The organism is Halorhabdus rudnickae (genome assembly GCF_900880625.1).
In the GTDB taxonomy this organism is placed as follows: domain Archaea; phylum Halobacteriota; class Halobacteria; order Halobacteriales; family Haloarculaceae; genus Halorhabdus; species Halorhabdus rudnickae.
On the sequence record NZ_CAAHFB010000001.1, the window covers coordinates 1335570 to 1351629 of the forward strand.

Annotated in this window: 15 protein-coding genes; 10 read left to right on the forward strand and 5 right to left on the reverse strand. The window is 65.4% G+C overall.

The genetic code is table 11. The annotated features are described in order from the left end of the window. Window positions 1-359: 359 nt before the first annotated feature. From BN2694_RS06685 to BN2694_RS17025, 3 genes are read left to right on the forward strand one after another with little or no spacing between them, the layout of a single operon-like run. A complete protein-coding gene (locus BN2694_RS06685) occupies window positions 360-2732 on the forward strand; it encodes a rhodanese-like domain-containing protein (protein WP_135663670.1) in 2373 nt (790 codons plus the stop codon). Further along, entirely contained in the window at window positions 2732-3997 is a 1266-nt protein-coding gene (locus tag BN2694_RS06690) for a Coenzyme F420 hydrogenase/dehydrogenase, beta subunit C-terminal domain (protein ID WP_135663671.1), read from the forward strand. The genes BN2694_RS06685 and BN2694_RS06690 overlap by 1 nt, the downstream gene beginning before the upstream one ends. Continuing rightward, on the forward strand, window positions 3998-4147 hold the full coding sequence (locus tag BN2694_RS17025) for a hypothetical protein (protein ID WP_167879973.1): 150 nt from the start codon (window positions 3998-4000) through the stop codon (window positions 4145-4147). A 44-nt stretch (window positions 4148-4191) separates the two neighbouring features. Here the strand turns inward: BN2694_RS17025 and purL are convergent, their stop codons facing one another. The 5 genes from purL to BN2694_RS06715 all read right to left on the reverse strand — a co-directional run bounded on the left by purL (window position 4192) and on the right by BN2694_RS06715 (window position 8056). Continuing rightward, window positions 4192-6336, reverse strand: coding sequence for a phosphoribosylformylglycinamidine synthase subunit PurL (gene purL, locus BN2694_RS06695; RefSeq protein ID WP_135663672.1), 2145 nt, complete (start codon window positions 6334-6336; stop codon window positions 4192-4194). A 69-nt stretch (window positions 6337-6405) separates the two neighbouring features. Next, a complete protein-coding gene (locus BN2694_RS06700) occupies window positions 6406-6888 on the reverse strand; it encodes a halocyanin domain-containing protein (RefSeq protein WP_135663673.1) in 483 nt (160 codons plus the stop codon). Window positions 6889-6984: 96 nt separating this feature from the next. Next, a complete protein-coding gene (locus BN2694_RS06705; RefSeq protein WP_135663674.1) occupies window positions 6985-7284 on the reverse strand; it encodes a DUF7521 family protein in 300 nt (99 codons plus the stop codon). 116 nt (window positions 7285-7400) lie between these two features. Next, on the reverse strand, window positions 7401-7682 hold the full coding sequence (locus BN2694_RS06710) for a DUF7521 family protein (protein ID WP_135663675.1): 282 nt from the start codon (window positions 7680-7682) through the stop codon (window positions 7401-7403). Next, a complete protein-coding gene (locus BN2694_RS06715; protein WP_135663676.1) occupies window positions 7679-8056 on the reverse strand; it encodes a winged helix-turn-helix domain-containing protein in 378 nt (125 codons plus the stop codon). Before BN2694_RS06715 ends, BN2694_RS06710 begins: the two co-directional genes overlap by 4 nt. Window positions 8057-8257: 201 nt before the next feature. Between BN2694_RS06715 and nirK the strand changes: the two genes are divergently transcribed. From nirK to BN2694_RS06750, 7 genes are all read left to right on the forward strand, one after another. Then, entirely contained in the window at window positions 8258-9373 is a 1116-nt protein-coding gene (gene nirK, locus BN2694_RS06720) for a copper-containing nitrite reductase (protein ID WP_210408924.1), read from the forward strand. Window positions 9374-9591: 218 nt separating this feature from the next. Next, window positions 9592-9846: an Htur_1727 family rSAM-partnered candidate RiPP gene (locus BN2694_RS06725; RefSeq protein ID WP_135663677.1), complete on the forward strand. Its 255-nt coding sequence runs from the start codon at window positions 9592-9594 to the stop codon at window positions 9844-9846. After that, the gene (locus BN2694_RS06730) at window positions 9843-11000 is read left to right on the forward strand and encodes a TIGR04347 family pseudo-SAM/SPASM protein (RefSeq protein WP_135663678.1); all 1158 of its coding nucleotides are present in this window, start codon (window positions 9843-9845) and stop codon (window positions 10998-11000) included. The genes BN2694_RS06725 and BN2694_RS06730 overlap by 4 nt, the downstream gene beginning before the upstream one ends. Before the next feature lie 107 nt (window positions 11001-11107). Further along, window positions 11108-11794 carry a PHP domain-containing protein gene (locus BN2694_RS06735; protein WP_135663679.1) on the forward strand — a complete coding sequence of 229 codons (687 nt, stop codon included), beginning with the start codon at window positions 11108-11110 and terminating at the stop codon, window positions 11792-11794. 2 nt (window positions 11795-11796) lie between these two features. After that, window positions 11797-12909 (forward strand): asparagine synthase C-terminal domain-containing protein, encoded by a 1113-nt coding sequence (locus tag BN2694_RS06740; RefSeq protein WP_135663680.1) that lies wholly within the window; start codon window positions 11797-11799, stop codon window positions 12907-12909. 111 nt (window positions 12910-13020) lie between these two features. After that, window positions 13021-13794, forward strand: a complete 774-nt coding sequence (locus BN2694_RS06745) for an SDR family NAD(P)-dependent oxidoreductase (RefSeq protein WP_135663681.1) — start codon at window positions 13021-13023, stop codon at window positions 13792-13794. Window positions 13795-14083: 289 nt separating this feature from the next. Then, complete coding sequence (locus tag BN2694_RS06750; protein ID WP_135663682.1) at window positions 14084-15865, forward strand: hybrid sensor histidine kinase/response regulator; 1782 nt, start codon at window positions 14084-14086, stop codon at window positions 15863-15865. Window positions 15866-16060: the final 195 nt, after the last annotated feature.

The window sequence follows — 16060 nt, forward strand, 5'->3', positions numbered from 1 at the left end:
AGCGGCAATATATGCCTACTATTTCGACGCCGCTTCTGGCAGGCCTGCCGGAAACCCCGAGACGATAACGAACTATCGATCGCGTTACGGAGCGTGATCGCTGTCGGCTATCGCTTGTAATGACCCCCAATAAGGGGGGTACCCACTCATCACAAATTCGTTCGCTCCGTCGAGTTACTCAGCCGGACGATCGTTGCCATCCCGTTTGAAATGGATGGATAGAATATTTTCTCGATTTTGTAGCCATATCCAATATTCTGAGGGAATATATCCACATTTGTGTTGTCACTGAGGGCGGCAAGAGATGGAACGAGAGCGCGCGTTATGGGGGGCGATGCCTGAATGACGGGTACTCACGCATGAATCTCATCGAATTTTGTTCGGCGAGCGAACTCGGCGATCGTGAGGCAGCGATCGTCGATGTGCGCGAGGCTTCGGCCTACGCCGATCTCGGTCACGTCCCCGGCGCGGTCAATATCCCCGTCGATCGGTTCCGGGATCCCACCGGCATCGCGCGAGGGATGCTACCCGATCCAGCCGATCTAGGAGCGTGGCTCGGCGACGCCGGTATCAGTCCTGAGGACCCGGTGGTCGCCTACGACGACGATCGGGGCGTCTACGCAGCGCGCTTGCTGGCAACGCTCGCCGCGTTCGGTCACGAGGGCGACCTGTACCTGCTGGATGGCGACTACACCGTTTACGAGCGCGGCCACGAGGTCACGACCGGCCAACCGGACGTAGCTCCCGTCGAGTACGAACCGGGCGACCTCGACGACGACCTGGTCGCCGATCGCGAGACCGTCGAGGCGGCCGTCGAGGGCGAGGCGGCCGTGATCGACACCCGGACGGAACCGGAATACGAACAGGCCCACATCCCCGGAGCCGTCCAGATCGACTGGGAGGCCTTCGTCGACGGGGCAACCGGGCAACGTCGCTCTGACGCGGAGATCGAATCGCTCCTCGCCGAACACGGCATCGAACGCGACCGGGAGATCGTCCTTTACTGTAACACGGCCCGGCGACTGAGTTACGTCTTCGCCGTTCTCAGTGACCTCGGCTACGAGGACGTCCGCTTCTACGAAGGAAGCTTGGAGGACTGGCTCCGCACTGAGACCGACGACTGGGATCCCGCCGAGATCAAACGTCGCGTCCGGGAACACGCCAGCGATGGTCCCGAGGCAGTCAAAGAAGCCCTCGGGGAGGACGCCGCGGCGAAGCTCAAGCTGGTCGGCCTCTACGGGCAGAAACAGACCGGCTACTTCATGTTCCGGACGAAGATTCCCGGCGGCGTCCTCACCGCCGAGGCGGCCCGCGCGCTGGGGACCGTCGCCGAGGAGTACGCCACCCTGCCAGACGATCGCGACCCCGAGCGGTCGCCCTTCGGCGACAGCTATCTCGACGTGACCACCCGACAGGACATCCAGTTCCACTGGATTCGGATGGAAGACGTCCCCGAAATCTGGGACCTGCTGGATCCGGCCGGCGTCTCGACGTTCCAGACGGGCGGCAATTCGGTCCGGAACGTCGTCTCCTGTCCCGCGGCGGGCGTCGCTGCCGACGAGATGCTCGACGCCCGGCCGGTCGCCGAGGCGATCACCGAGGCGTTCCTCGCCGACCGCCGATACGCGAACCTCCCACGGAAGCTGAAGGTCAGCGTCAACGGCTGTCGGGGAGCCTGTGCCCAGCCCGAGATCAACGACCTCGCCTTTACCCCCGCCCGGAAGGGCGACCGCCTGGGCTTCAACCTCGCCGCCGGAGGTGGCCTCTCGGACAGTCCGCGCATCGCCAGCGACCTGAACGTCTTCGTCGAACCCGAGCAGGTCGTCGACGTGGTGCGCGCGACGGCCGATCTGTTCATCGAACACGGGAGCTATCTCGACACGGCGGTCAACCGCCTGCGGTTCCTCGTCGAAGAGTGGGGGGCCGAACAGTTCCGGGACGAACTCCAGCGCTTTGCTCCCTTCGCGTTCGAATCGGCAGGCGAGGACCTCGTCGATCATCATCACCCGGATCACGTCGGTGTCCACGACCAGGCCGACGGGGCCAACTACGTCGGGCTCTCGATCCCGGTCGGCCGGATCGACGGGACGGAGTTCCGGACGATCGCCGATCTCGCCGAGACCTACGGATCCGGCGAGGTTCGGCTGAGCACCCAGCAGAACCTTCTACTCCCGGACGTGGCCGACGCCGACCTCGAGGAGCTGCGGGCCGAGCCCATTCTCGAGACGTACTCGCCCGATCCCGGACCGTTCACGCGCGGGGTCGTTACCTGCACCGGGCGGGAATACTGTAATTACGCCCTCGTCGAGACGAAGGCCCGAGCGAAGCGCTGGGCGGCCGAGTTGGACGAACGGGTCGACATCGACCAGGATCGCGTCGGCCTGCGCTTCAGCGGCTGTACGGCCTCTTGTGCCCAGCCCCAGATCGACGACGTGGGGATCCGCGGGGAGACCCGCCAGACCGACGCCGGTGTCGAGAGCGCCGCCGACATCGCCGTCGGGGGAAAACTCGACGCCGACCCGCAGTTTGCCACCTGGGTCGCACCGCGCGTTCCGATCGGGGAAGTGCCCGCCGCGGTCGAGCGACTGGTCGCCGTCTTCGAGCGCGAGGGCCACGACGACGAGAAGCTCCACGAGTTCTGCCGGCGGGTCTCGGAGGACCGTCTCGAGGACGTGCTCACGCCTGCCGGGGCCGAGACAGCGACTGCAGCCCAGCCAGGAGGGTCAGACTGATGGCACAACAACAGCCCCGTGCGCCCGCCGTGGGCGACGATCCGCGGGAACCGACGACCGACGTATCGCCGCCGGACGGGAAGGTCCGCTTTCGTCACCTCGACGAGGCGGTCATCGAGGCCGACCGCTGTGTCCAGTGTGGGACCTGCGTGGCCGCCTGTCCCTCGAACTCCATCGGAATCGCTGACAGTGATCGGCGGCCGACGCTGGTGAAAATGTGCACCGGCTGTTCGCGCTGCTGGGACACCTGTCCCCGGGCCGGCTTGCGCTACGAGCGCCTGGCCACACTCGAGGGAGCCGACCCCGAGGACGTCGCCGACGGGATCGGCCACGTCGAGGACGCCTATGCCGCGAGCGCCGCCGAGGACGTTCCCGACGCCCAGCACGGCGGGGTCGTAACCGCGCTGCTGGCCGCGTTACTTGACGATCCCGAGGGGATCGACGGCGCCATCGTGGCCCGGGAAGCCACCGACGGGACCGGCCTGGCTGCGCCGAAACTGGCGACCACGCCCGCCGAAGTCCGCGCGGGGGCGGGCACGCTGTTCACCCAGCCCCTGCAACTCACCGAACTCCGGGAGCTGATCGCCGAGGCCGACCTCCCGGCCGATCCCAGTCTTGGGCTGGTCGGCACGCCCTGTGTGATCGAGGGCGTCACCGCACTCGACCGGAGTCCCTACCGCGAGACGCGCTTCGACGAACCCCGGCCACTCGATCACGTCGACCTGACGATCGCACTGACCTGCACGCAAGCGCTGGACGACGAGGGCCTCGAACACGTTCTCGCGCGGGAGTACAACCTCTCACCCGATGAGGTGACTGGCCTCGATCTGGTCGGCCAGGGCATCCGAATCGACCTGGCTGACGGCGGCGAGGAGCGCGCACCGCTCGCGGACTTCGCGGGCGCGATACTTTCGGGCTGTCTGGAGTGTGCCGACGCGACCGGACAGACGGCCGATCTCACGGTCGGGACCGTCGGCACCGGCCAGGGAGAGTCCACACTGCTGGTCCGGACCGAACGGGGGGAAATAGCGTTCGATCGCGCCGAGTCCGCCCTCGAAACTCGACAACTGGACGATCTCGGGCCGGTCGAACAGCTCGCCGCGTGGAACGCCGATCGTGCCCGCGAAGCGATGGCCCGCGAGTACGACCCCGAGGGAGAGCTGTCGATTCCCCACATGGCCCACCGGGAGGCCTACGACGGAACAGATCGCGCGCCGGTCGCGTTCAATCCCGCGCGCGTCCACCAGTACGAGGAGTGGTGCTGAATGACTGAGACAGAGACAGAGACACGATCGACGAGCGAGGACGACGAGACGGAGGAGAACCGCCAGAACGATCACCTCGACGGCGTCGAGGACGGGTGTGGCTGTGCCGAGGTCTGGGAACACCTCTCTGAAGAACGCGGGGACGACTGATCGCTGCAGCCGTCGCGGTCGGCGTCACGAATGCGAACGGCCTCTCACTCTAGTTCCGCAGCGATGACCGACCGGAGGTCGGCGATCGTCGCAGCGTCGTAGGTCAGCGTGTCGTCGCCGATCGACAGCGACAGCGTCCCCGACCTGTCGGCCTCGCCGATCGAGGCGACTGGTGCGACGCCGTCGAAGGCGTCCCGGACGGCATCCGGATCGGTCGTCTCGACGACGACTCGGCCCGGCTGTTCGTGATACAGTGCGCCGACGGCATCCGCGGCGTCGATCGTGACGTCGGCACCCGCCCCCTCGTGGACCATCTCGGCGAGGGCGACCGCCAGGCCGCCGTGGCTCACGTCGTGGACCGCCAGCGTCCCCTCGTGATCGGCGACGGCGGCCAGCGTCTCGACCAGCGCGGCGGGGTCTTCCGGAAGATCGGGGAAGCGGTCGGTCCCGCCCTCGCTTTCGAGCAGTTGGGAGCCACCGAGGCGGGGCTCGCTGTCCCCGGCCAGCGCCAGGTCGCCAACCAGTACCAGCGATCCCTCGCCAGCCAGTGACAGCGGCGGGGCGTCGTAGCCGTCCTTGGTGCCGACCATCGCCAGGGTCGGCGTCGGGGGGATCGGCCCCGTCGCGGAGTCGTTGTACAGCGAGACGTTCCCGCCGACGACCGGGACCGACAGCTCGGCACAGACGTCGGCCAACCCGTCGACGATCCCCGTGAACTCGCCGTAGACTTCGGGCTTCTCGGGGTTGCCGGCGTTCAGGCAGTCGACCGCCGCCAGCGGGGTCGCGCCCTTGGCGGCGATGTTCGTCGCGTTCTCCAGGCCCGCGGCCCGCGCCCCCTCGTAGGGCGCCGTCTCGGTCCAGGTGGGCTCGGCGCCGGCCGAGATCGCCAGCCCCGTCTCTGCCTCGCGGATCGCCAGCAGCGCGGCGTCGTCGCCCGGCCGCATGGCGGTCCGGACCTGGACCTCGTGGTCGTACTGGCGATAGATCCAGCGCTTGCTCGCGGTGGTGGGATCGGAGAGGACCGTCTCGAAGGCCGCGTCGGGGTCGATCTCGGGGCGATCGGGTTCGGGCTGTTCGGGTTCGATCGCACTCAGATCCGCAAGCGGCGCGCCCTCGCCGACGAACTCGGCGGGCACGTCGACGACGACCTCGCCGTCCTTTCTGCAAACGTAGTTTCCGTCCTCGGTCACGTCGCCGATGACCGCCGACCCGAGATCGTAGCGCTCGGCGATCGCCTGGACGCGGTCGACGTTCTCCTTGCGGACTTCGTAGACGATCCGCTCCTGGGACTCGCTGAGCAGCAGTTCCGTCGCCGTCAGCCCTGGTTCGCGCTGGTGGATCGCGTCGAGGTCGATGTCGGCGCCGAACCCACCCTTGGCAACGAGTTCGGTGGATGCCCCGCCGAGGCCGGCAGCCCCCAGGTCCCGGGCGGATTCGACGAGATCCTCCTCGATGAGTTGCTCGTTTGCCTCGATGAGCAACTTCTCGCGGTAGGGGTTGCCGACCTGGACCGCGCCGCGGTCCTCGGTTTCGGCGTCTTCCGCGATGTCCTCGCTGGCGAAGGAGGCCCCGCCCAGCCCGTCCCGGCCGGTCGAACTCCCGACGAGGACGAGCTTGTTTCCCGCCCGCTGGGCCTGTGCGGTAACGAGCCGGTCGGCCGAGAGCAGGCCGACGCAAGCCACGTTCACGAGGGGATTCTCCTCGTAATCCTCGTGGAAGGTGGTCGAGCCGGCCACAGTCGGGACCCCGATGGAGTTGCCGTAGTCCGAGATGCCCTCGACGACGCCTTCCAGCAGGTACCGGGGGTACTCCCGGCCGAAGTCACCGAAGTAAAGCGAGTCAGCGAGTGCAATTGGGAACGCACCCATCGAGAGGATGTCCCTGACGATGCCGCCGACGCCCGTCGCCGCGCCGTCGTAGGGATCGACGTAGGAAGGGTGATTGTGACTCTCGATTCCCATCGCGAGGTAGGTGTCTTCGGCCTCGGGCAGCGAGACGACGCCGGCGTCGTCGCCCGGCGGGACGACGACGTGTTCGCCGTCGCTCTCGAAAGCGCCCAACAGCGGACGCGAGGAGCGATACGAGCAGTGCTCGCTCCAGAGGTTCTCGAACAGCGCCGCCTCGGGGGGCGTGGGATCGCGGCCGAGTTCGTCGACGACGACCGCGCGATCGGACTCCGATAGAGCCATTGGCGGTCTCTCGCCGCCCGGGCCGCTTATCGCTTACTATGCGAACGCGGCACGTATCGTGCCGCAACCTCACTCGACGATAATTGCACCTTTCATGCCGTTGATGCGGTGCGGAATACAGACGTAGGAGTAGGCTCCCGGTTCTTCGAAGGTGTACTCGTACGTCTTGCTACTGCTGGTGATGGCAGTGCCGCTGTCCAACGGATCACGGTCGTCTTTCGAGACGACGTTGTGGGCGCCACCGCGACCGTTCCACTCCCAGACGACGGTCGTTCCCTGGCTGATCGCGACGACGGGCGGACCGAAGGCGTAGTTGGCGCCGTTGCCCTGCGCGCCGACCGTGACCGAGACCTCCGCGGCGTCGGTCCGATCGACGCCAGTCCCGTCGAAGTTACTCGTATCCGAGAGGTACTCCGTGACCGAGTCAGGGATGTCGGTGTATTCCGAATATTGACTCTCGGTTTCCGTACTCGACCCGCTCGAACAGCCAGCCAGCGAGCCAGCCGCGAGGCCGGCCGCGAGCGTGGAGAGAAACTGCCGTCTGCCTTCCATAATGGAGAGTCGGGGCTCGTCGCTGAAAACCGCGTCGGGATGGGACGATCTGGCCGTCGGTTGCTGCCGTCACTTGGCACGCACAACCACAGGCGGTCAAGGGGAAAAACTATCGCGGGCACCGTCAGCGTACAGGGCATAGACGACGACCACGAACCCCAGCGCGGTGAACGCACTGTCGATCCCGACGCTCACGTCGAAACTGAACGCGCCGAACTGGTGGAGCACACCACCAAGCAGGGAGCCGAAAGCGACCAGCGCCAGTCCGACCATGAACGTGCGCAACGAGGGAGAGCCTGTCCGCCGGTAGGCCCGAAAGGCGAGATACGCGAGGATACCCGTACAGCCAAGGACGATCATCTCGGCCGCGGTGACGACGACGACGCTGCTTTGCATTCTCAGGCTCTAGACGAACGTGTGGTTGCAGTGGTGATATAATCGCCAGCGGATTTCCACGTCGTGGGAAACGATCGCAAAATCGACGGCACTGAAACTGCGGCCCGGAAGGCGGTTCAATCGCTGGTATAGAGCGAGTAGACGATGACCGCGAAGCCACCGGCCGTCAGCGTCGACTCCAGCAACAGCGTCTGCTGGATCGGCAGTTCGACGATCAGGTCGCTGATACCCGCCAGTAACGCGCCCAACGTCACGACGGCGAAGCCAGCGGCGAGCGCGCCCAGGGACTGTGAGTGGGTCCGCCGGTAGGCCCGATAGGCCAGGAAGGTGATCAAGCCACCCAGCAGGAGGGTGAGCGTCTTCAGTGCGATGACCGTTATCGAGACGTGTGGGCTCATGTTTCCTTGCGCACCTCCGACCACAGGTTCTCTAAGCGTTCGTCGGCCGTCCGGGCCCGGCGAGCGATCTGGACCTCGCACTCCCGGTCGTCCGAGAGGCCGATGATGACTTCCTCGAAGGCCACCTCGTAAGTCGAGGCGTGTTGACCGTCGGGCCGAATCTCGACGCCCTCGGTCAACAGCGAGGCCTCGGTCAGCAGATCGAGTTTCCGGTAAGTCGTCGAAAGGGGGATGTCACTCGCCTCCGAGATCTCCGATGCAGTCATGGGTTCGTCAAGTTCCTCGACGATACGCCGACACTCCGGGTCGTCCAGTGCGTCCAGTACGTCCTGGAGATCGGGCGCCTCGTCGGCGGCGAACGGATCGCGGACCATTTCATTCCGGCCCTCCCCGTCTTGGGGATCCGGCGATGACGGTCTCGCACGATCGTCGCGACGGGAGCATACCCTACTCTGGGCGCTTCCCCTGAATTTGTGTTTCGGTTTCGGCCGTCCGAATAGATAGTGTTTTCGCGTGTCGCCTGGATGAACATGTTCGCCAGTCGGTTGACCCGTCTGAGACACAGTGTTTTAGGCATGCCTAATTCAGACGGCATCCTGGCGACGACGCGGCGGCGACTGCTCGGCGCGATCGGTGCCGGCGGGGCGGCGTCGATAGCCGGCTGTCTGGCCGCACCGGACGCCGGTGACCTAGCCGAAGAGACGACCACGACGCCACGACCACCCCGGGAAACCGACGCCGATAGCGTGGCGGCCGATCCGACCGACATCCCCGATCCGATCGACCGCAACGAACCAACAACGCACGAGATCACTCTCGAGGCCGAGGAGGTCACTGCCGAGATCGAACCCGGCGTAACCTTCGACTACATGACCTTTGGTGGGCAGGTTCCGGGGCCGATGATCCGCGTCCGACGGGGCGACACCGTCGAGTTCACCATGGATAACCTCCCGGAGAACGCCATGGTCCACAACGTCGACTTCCACGCCGTCTACGGCACCGGTGGCGGATCGATCGCGACCAACGCGGCGCCGGGCGCAGAGAACTCGATGCGCTTCCGGGCGGAGTACCCCGGTGCGTACATCTACCACTGTGCCGTGCCCAACCTGGATTACCACATCAGCGCGGGCATGTTCGGCATGATCCTCGTCGAACCCGAAGACGGGCTGCCCTCTGTCGACCACGAGTTCTACGTCGGCCAACACGAAATCTACACCGACCTGTCGACCGGTCAGGAAGGCCACCACGCCTTCGACATGGAGTCGATGGCCGCGGAGAATCCCTCCTACGTCCTGCTCAACGGCGAGAAGTACGCCTACGCCGCCGATCGATACGGCCCCCTCGAAGTCGAGACCGGCGATACGGCTCGCGTCTACATGGTCACGGGTGGGCCGAACCTCACCTCGAACTTCCATCCCATCGGCAACGTCTGGACCGAGGCCTGGCCCAACGGTGCCGTTGTGTCCCAACCGGACAAGTTTGTCCAGACGATGGCGGTCCCGCCGGGCAGTTGCTTCGTCGGCACCATGGAGTTCCCCGTCCCGGAACGCGTCAAACTGGTCGATCACGCTCTCTCGCGGGTCGCCCGCAAGGGCCTGATGGCCGAGATCGACGCCGTCGGTGAGGAACAGCCCGACACGTTCGACCCCGGCTTCGGCGGTACCGACCACGAAGACCCGCTGTACGAATGAATCTCCTGCAAGTCAACTCGACTCACTTCGGCCGTCTTCCGTCCCCCTTATCTAAATTTATCTGATATAAATCACAACAACCGGACTATATTGCTCCTTTTGGCGATATTATTCTTGGAGTAGACGGCTCCTATCGGCCGTGTCGACGGAATCATCCTGTTCCCAGCACGTGGGAATCCGCGGGAATCGTTTGTAGGTTTACGGAGAAGTGGGTGGTAATGACGGACGACGCGAACACGTTCGAGGAAGGCAACCAGCCGCGAGGGCGGCAGTCCCGCGAGTGGGAAGTCTTCGCTCGCGAGGCAGCCGAGGAACCGCTGACGCACGTCGGCAGCGTCACAGCCGACGATCGAGAAACGGCACACGAACAGGCGGCAACGCTGTTCGAGGACCCACTCGCGCTGTGGCTGACGCCCGCGGAGGCGGTGGCCCGATACACCGATCCGGCGCTGACACCGGGTGAGACGGCATGATCCCGGTCAGTGCGCTTCTGGGGACCGAAGACGACGACGCGGCGTCCACGATTCCTCTGGCATCGGCGCGAGGGGCGACTGTCGTCTGGCACGTTACCGGTGGTGACAACCTCGAGTGTGCGTACCGCGAGCCGGCTGGGCCTGGCCGTGCCGAAGGCGAGCTGACGACAGCCGAAGCGAAGGGATTCATCGACGATCTGGCCGATTACGGTGTCGAAGTGCTCCGAATTTCCGGCGGGGAACCCCTACTGCGTGATGACCTGGCCGAATTGGTCGCCCACGCGACCGCCGCGGGACTGGAGACCATCCTCGAGACGAACGGCACGCTGCTGACGGCCGAAAAGAGCGAGGCGCTGGCCGAAGCCGGCCTCTCCTACGTCGCCGTCGCCGTCGACGGCCTCCCCGAGCGCCACGACGAGATCTGGGGTCGAGAGGGCGCATTCGAGGATGCGCTCTCGGGAATCGAGGCCGCCCAGGCCGTCGATCTGCCTGTCGCGGTCCGGTTTACCATCACCGACGAGAACGCGGTTGACATGGAGGAACTGCTCGACATGATGGATCTGGAGGGCGTCGAGCGCTTCGAGTTCGCCCACTTGGAGTACGACGACGCCGAGATCATGGACCTCGACGTCGACCATGACGCGCGTCGCCGGGCCGTCCGGCGGGTCTGTGACCAGACACTGGACGCTCACGAGCGTGGTCACAACATCGAGACACTCCTCACGGGCAACTACGCCGACGCGGGCTACGTCTACCAGTACGCTATGGAGGAACTCGGCGAGGACCGGGCCACGTCCGTCCGGGAAACCTTAGAGGACATCGGCGGCGACCAGGCCGGCGACGCGATCGCCGATGTCGACTACCAGGGCAACGTTCACCTCACGCCCCACTGGCAGCGCTACGCGCTGGGGAACGTCCGGGACCGCCCGTTCAGCGCCATCTGGGAGGACGAGTCCAACCCGATCCTGGCGAAACTGCGTGACCGGGAGGATCACGTCCCCGACCGGTGTCCGGACTGTGACTACTACGCGATGTGTCGCGGTGGGTCGCGCCACCGCGCGCTCGCGGCGACCGGCGACCTCTGGGCGCGGGATCCGCAGTGTTATCTCACCGACGAGGAAATCGGACTCGAGGATCCGGCGTCGGCGGACTGAGCGCCTGAGCGATTCCGGACTGCCGACGTCACGAGGATCAGTGACCGTTTTGGCGGGATCGGTCGGAGACCGGGGGCCTTTTTGCCCCGCCCAGTTAACCAAGAGTCGTGCTCTCCGTCGAGTTACATGCCCACTCGTCGCTGTCCTACGACGGCCGCGACCCCGTCGAAGATCTGCTCGCCAGGGCCAAGACAGCCGGACTCGACGCCCTGGCAGTGACGGACCACGACGAGATCGACGCGAGCCTCCGGGCGGCCGAGCTCGCCCCGGAGTACGGCCTGCTCGGCATTCCCGGTATGGAAGTGACCAGCGCGGCCGGTCACATCCTGGCGCTCGGCGTGCGCGAGCGGATCCCCGAAGGACTCACCTTCGACGAGACACTTGGCCGGATCCACGACCGAGAGGGTATCGCTGTTGTCCCTCATCCCTTTCAGGAATCCCGCAGTGGGGTGATGGCGAACGTATCGCGAGTCGAACTGGCGCGGGCGGACGCCATCGAGGTCTACAACTCCCGGTTGCTCACCGGGCTGGCCAACCGCCAGGCCCGGACGTTCGCCCGCGAGCACGGCATCCCCCAGACTGCGGGCAGTGACGCCCACATCGCCGAGATGGTCGGACGGGCTATTACGCTGGTCGACGCCGACGAACGGTCGGTCGACGCGATCCTCTCGGCCATCGTCGAAGGGCGAACGCAAACCGATGGCCGGCGGACACCCTGGCACATCAGCTTCCGGCAGGCCGCCGGCGGAGCCAAACGCCGAGTCCGCAACCGTCTCGCCTCACTTTTGGAGTGACTATGGCGGGCGGATTGACGGATGAAACTGCTGTGACGCTCCGTGGAGCCGATTCCGATACCGTTCGGAGCGCCCTCGAGACCGGCGAGTCGCTCCCGGGAACACGCGGGTTCGCGGGAGAGATCGACGGCCATCTCGTTCGGGACGTGCTCGGTCGCCAGCCGCTCTTCTTCGACGGCGACGATCCCGACAAGTGGGCGTTCGATCGCGCGACCCTGACCGATCCGACACCGCTGTCCGCGGGTCACGTCGTCGAGCCGGACGGAGGCCAACGGGAGGTCTGGTCGCTTCCGACGCCTGTTGCCCACGATGGACCGGCGGCGGTCACGGGACTTGGCGAGGCAATCGACGCGTCGCTCGGGAGCGTCGAGAGTGACGGACTGGCGATTGCCTTTTCCGGTGGAATCGACTCGGCACTGCTGGCCGCTCGGCTGGACGCCCCTCTTTACGTCGCCGGGTTCCCGGACAGCCACGACGTGAAGGCGGCACGAGAATCTGCCCGGCTACTCGGTCGCGAGGTTCGCGTCGTCGAACTCGACCACGACGCGCTCGTCGAGACAGTCCCCCCGGTCGTCCGGGCGACGGGCCGGACGAACACCATGGACGTCGAAATCGCCTTGCCGCTGTATCTGGTCGCTCGACGGGCGGCGGCCGACGGGTTCGATCGGCTGGCGGTCGGCCAGGGCGCCGACGAACTGTTCGGTGGCTACGCGAAGGTGGCCCGGGCGCCGGAGGATCCCCGTGTCGAAGCCGACACAGTACGCTGTGCCCGCCGGGAAATACTCGGATCGGTGCCTGCACAACTCGAACGGGACGTTCTCGCACTACGTGGCGCGGGCGTCGAGCCCGTCGCGCCGTTGCTCGACGATCGGGTTGTCGAGGCAGGATTGGCGCTGTCCGGACGGCTGCTCGTCTCCGACCGGGGCGAACGGAAGTACGCCCTTCGGCTGTCGGCCCGCGAGTGGCTGCCGGATCGGATCACATTCCGGGAGAAGAAAGCTCTCCAGTACGGAACGCTGGTCGCTCGCGAACTCGATCGCCTGGCCAGACAGGCGGGGTTCAAACGGCGGATGGACGATCACGTCGGCCAGTACATAGAGTCGCTTGTCGAGTGAACGCGCGCGGGTTATGTTCCATGCCGACTTTGGTTAAACAGTGTCGGCAGTTATCGGTGGATGAAAATCACTCACAGGACCAAGTGCGACCCGGTGGTAGTGACAAGCGCAATGGCAGACTACGATTTTGCGGACAAAACCGCAGTGGTGACCGGCGGCGCATCGGGTATCGGCCGCGAGACGGCAATCCAGTTCGCCGAGGCCGGGGCGAACGTCGTCGTCACGGACGTCGACGACGAGCGCGGTGAGGACGTGGCGAGTGAAATCAACGACGAGACTGAGGGAGCGGCCGTGTTCGTCCACGTCGACGTCACCGACATGGACGATGTCGAGGCGATGGTCGAGACGGCCACCGAGGAGTTCGGGGGCCTGGACATCGCGTTCAACAACGCGGGCATCGGCGGCCCGGAGGCCCACGCGGGCGACGTCGAAGAAGACGAGTGGCTGGCGACGATCGGCGTGAACCTGAACGGCGTCTGGCGGGCATTGAAGGCTGAACTCGACGCCATGACTGATCAAGAGGAGGGCGGAACGATCGTCAACATGTCCTCAGTCCTCGGGCAGGTCGGCTTCGAGGGCTCCTCGGCGTACGTGGCGGCCAAGCACGGCGTCCTCGGACTGACAAAGACCGCGGCCTGGGAGTACGCCGGTGAGGATGTCCGCGTCAACGCAATCTGTCCCGGGTTCATCGAGACGCCGCTGCTCGACGAGGCCGGCATCACGACCAACGAGGAGCTACAGGGCCAGATCGCCGGGATGCACTCCCAACAGCGTCTGGGCAAACCCGAGGAGATCGCCGACGCTGTGCTGTGGCTCTGCTCGGAGGGCGCGTCGTTCACGAACGGCGAGGCGTTGACTGTCGACAGCGGCTTCACCAGTCGCTGACACGAGGCCGACTCCGTGTTCTCCGAGCGACGATGTCTCGGAACACGGTCGAAACGAAAGCAACGACGCGTCGGGTTCGCGAGCCGGGGGGACCGCGAGAAACCAGAGCGATCGAAACATCCTCGGAGTGAACCGACTCGCGACCAGCGACTGACCTTCGTGCAGTACGTATAATTCAATTTAAATTTTATTGAGGAGTCGGTCATCCTGAGACGGTCCGGTCGACTGCCACTGTGGCAGTGGTCTTTTTATACTTCGTGTGATAATTTCACACGGAGATTAGTCAGTCATGAGTTTCTCGACCGACTCGATGGTCGTGCTCCTCGTCGATGACGATGTCGAGTTTCGGACTGTGGCCGCGGATCTACTCGAGGAAGAATCGACTCGCATCAAAGTAGAGACCGTCAGTGACGCCGAGACCGGGCTGGAACAGCTCGATAAGGGAGATTTCGACTGTGTCGTCTCCGATTACGAGATGGCAGGTCGGGACGGGATCACGTTCTTGGAGACCGTGCGCGAAGATCATCCTGACCTTCCGTTCATCCTGTTCACGGGGAAAGGCAGCGAAGAGGTGGCAAGCGAGGCCATCTCGGCAGGCGTGACCGACTACCTCCAGAAGGGGGGCGGCGTCGATCAGTACGCGATCCTGGCCAACCGGATCGAGAACGCCGTCGAACGACGACGCGCACGGGTCCGACAGCGACGAGCCGAGCGTCAGTTCCGGGCGATCTTCGACGATCCGGACAAACTCATCTCCGTGGTCGACCCAGACGGGCGGGTCATGCGGGTCAACGACACGACCATGGAGTACGTCGACGTCGACCGCGAGGACGTGATCGGCGAACCCTTCTGGGAGACGCCGTGGTGGGCCGAGGTCGACCGTTCCGAGGCCAGCGAACTGGCCGAACGTGTGGCCGATGGCGAGTACGTCGAATACGAAATCGAACGGTCGCCGCCGTGGCGTGATCGGTACGTCCTCTCGGGAACGGTCAGGCCGGTCACCGACGAGTCGGGATCGGTCGTCGCGTTCGTCGCCTCTGGCAGTGACGTGACCGAACAGGAGGAGCGAAAGCGCGAGCTCCGGCGCTACGAGCGGATGGTCAACACCATGCTGGAGGCTGCCTGTATCTACGACGAGGACGGACGCTTCGCGCTCGTCAACGAGTACCTGGCCGACTTCTACGAGACGACACGCGAGAAACTGGAGGGCGAGGAGAGCCACCTCATCCCGAAAGTCCGGGAACAACACGACGGCGATCCCTACGCCGAACTGCTCGCAGGCGAGCGCGAGGCAGTCAGCGGCGAGGTGGCGGGGGAGTTTCCCGGCCACGGCCACGAGGCCCTGGAGTACCACCTGACGCCGTTCCGGACCGATGGCGAGATCGAGGGCGTCGTCAGCGTCACCCACGAGATTACCGAGTTGAAGGAGCGTGAGCGGACGCTACAACGACAGAACGAACGCCTCGACCAGTTCGCCAGTTTCGTCGCCCACGACCTTCGAAACCCACTGAACGTCGCGACAGGACGGTTGACACTGGCGGCCGAGGAGTGTGACAGCGACCACCTCACGGATATCTCGGACGCCCTCGATCGCATGGAGACCCTGATCGACGACCTCCTCACGTTCGCCCAGGAAGGCCAACCGGTCGAGGGGACCGAACCCGTCGCGCTCCGCCCCATCCTCGAGGAACGCTGGCGAGGTCTCCCGACGGGAGAAGCGAACCTATTGATCGAGACGGACATCACGATCCGGGCGGATCCTGACCGACTCGCCCAATTGCTCGAAAACCTGCTCGACAATGCCGTCACGCACGGTGGTTCGACCACGACGATTACAGTCGGCGAGATCGGCGATGGGAACGGCTTCTTCGTGGCCGACGACGGCCCCGGAATCCCGCCAGGAGACCGGGAAACAGTCTTCGAAGCCAGCTACTCGACGACCGACGAGGGAACGGGGTTCGGCCTCAGTATCGTCGCAGAAATCGCCGACGCCCATGGGTGGGACGTGGCCGTGACCGACAGCGAGTCCGGCGGCGCCCGCTTCGAGATCACCGGCGTCGACGCGGCCTGAGCCCCGACGGCCGATGAGGACATCCCTCTCTCCCGGTAGCAAGAGGAGCGTCGACGGGAGCAAAATCCCCAGGATTCGCGGGTCGGTGACCGTATGTTCGAACCAGCATGATCCAGATGACGACGGCGAAGCGCCCGAAGAACAGACGTGACGTCCGCGAGCAGTCGACGGTCGCCCCTCCCACGAGCGACGCCT

Excerpts from the sequence above, each read along its gene's own strand:
- BN2694_RS06745 (WP_135663681.1), top strand. The coding sequence starts at position 13,021 with ATGGCAGACTACGATTTTGCGGACAAAACCGCAGTGGTGACCGGCGGC.
- BN2694_RS06700 (WP_135663673.1), bottom strand. The coding sequence starts at position 6,888 with ATGGAAGGCAGACGGCAGTTTCTCTCCACGCTCGCGGCCGGCCTCGCG.
- BN2694_RS06730 (WP_135663678.1), top strand. The coding sequence starts at position 9,843 with ATGATCCCGGTCAGTGCGCTTCTGGGGACCGAAGACGACGACGCGGCG.
- BN2694_RS17025 (WP_167879973.1), top strand. The coding sequence starts at position 3,998 with ATGACTGAGACAGAGACAGAGACACGATCGACGAGCGAGGACGACGAG.
- BN2694_RS06740 (WP_135663680.1), top strand. The coding sequence starts at position 11,797 with ATGGCGGGCGGATTGACGGATGAAACTGCTGTGACGCTCCGTGGAGCC.
- nirK (WP_210408924.1), top strand. The coding sequence starts at position 8,258 with ATGCCTAATTCAGACGGCATCCTGGCGACGACGCGGCGGCGACTGCTC.
- BN2694_RS06715 (WP_135663676.1), bottom strand. The coding sequence starts at position 8,056 with ATGGTCCGCGATCCGTTCGCCGCCGACGAGGCGCCCGATCTCCAGGAC.
- BN2694_RS06750 (WP_135663682.1), top strand. The coding sequence starts at position 14,084 with ATGAGTTTCTCGACCGACTCGATGGTCGTGCTCCTCGTCGATGACGAT.
- BN2694_RS06705 (WP_135663674.1), bottom strand. The coding sequence starts at position 7,284 with ATGCAAAGCAGCGTCGTCGTCGTCACCGCGGCCGAGATGATCGTCCTT.
- BN2694_RS06710 (WP_135663675.1), bottom strand. The coding sequence starts at position 7,682 with ATGAGCCCACACGTCTCGATAACGGTCATCGCACTGAAGACGCTCACC.
- BN2694_RS06685 (WP_135663670.1), top strand. The coding sequence starts at position 360 with ATGAATCTCATCGAATTTTGTTCGGCGAGCGAACTCGGCGATCGTGAG.
- BN2694_RS06725 (WP_135663677.1), top strand. The coding sequence starts at position 9,592 with ATGACGGACGACGCGAACACGTTCGAGGAAGGCAACCAGCCGCGAGGG.
- purL (WP_135663672.1), bottom strand. The coding sequence starts at position 6,336 with ATGGCTCTATCGGAGTCCGATCGCGCGGTCGTCGTCGACGAACTCGGC.
- BN2694_RS06690 (WP_135663671.1), top strand. The coding sequence starts at position 2,732 with ATGGCACAACAACAGCCCCGTGCGCCCGCCGTGGGCGACGATCCGCGG.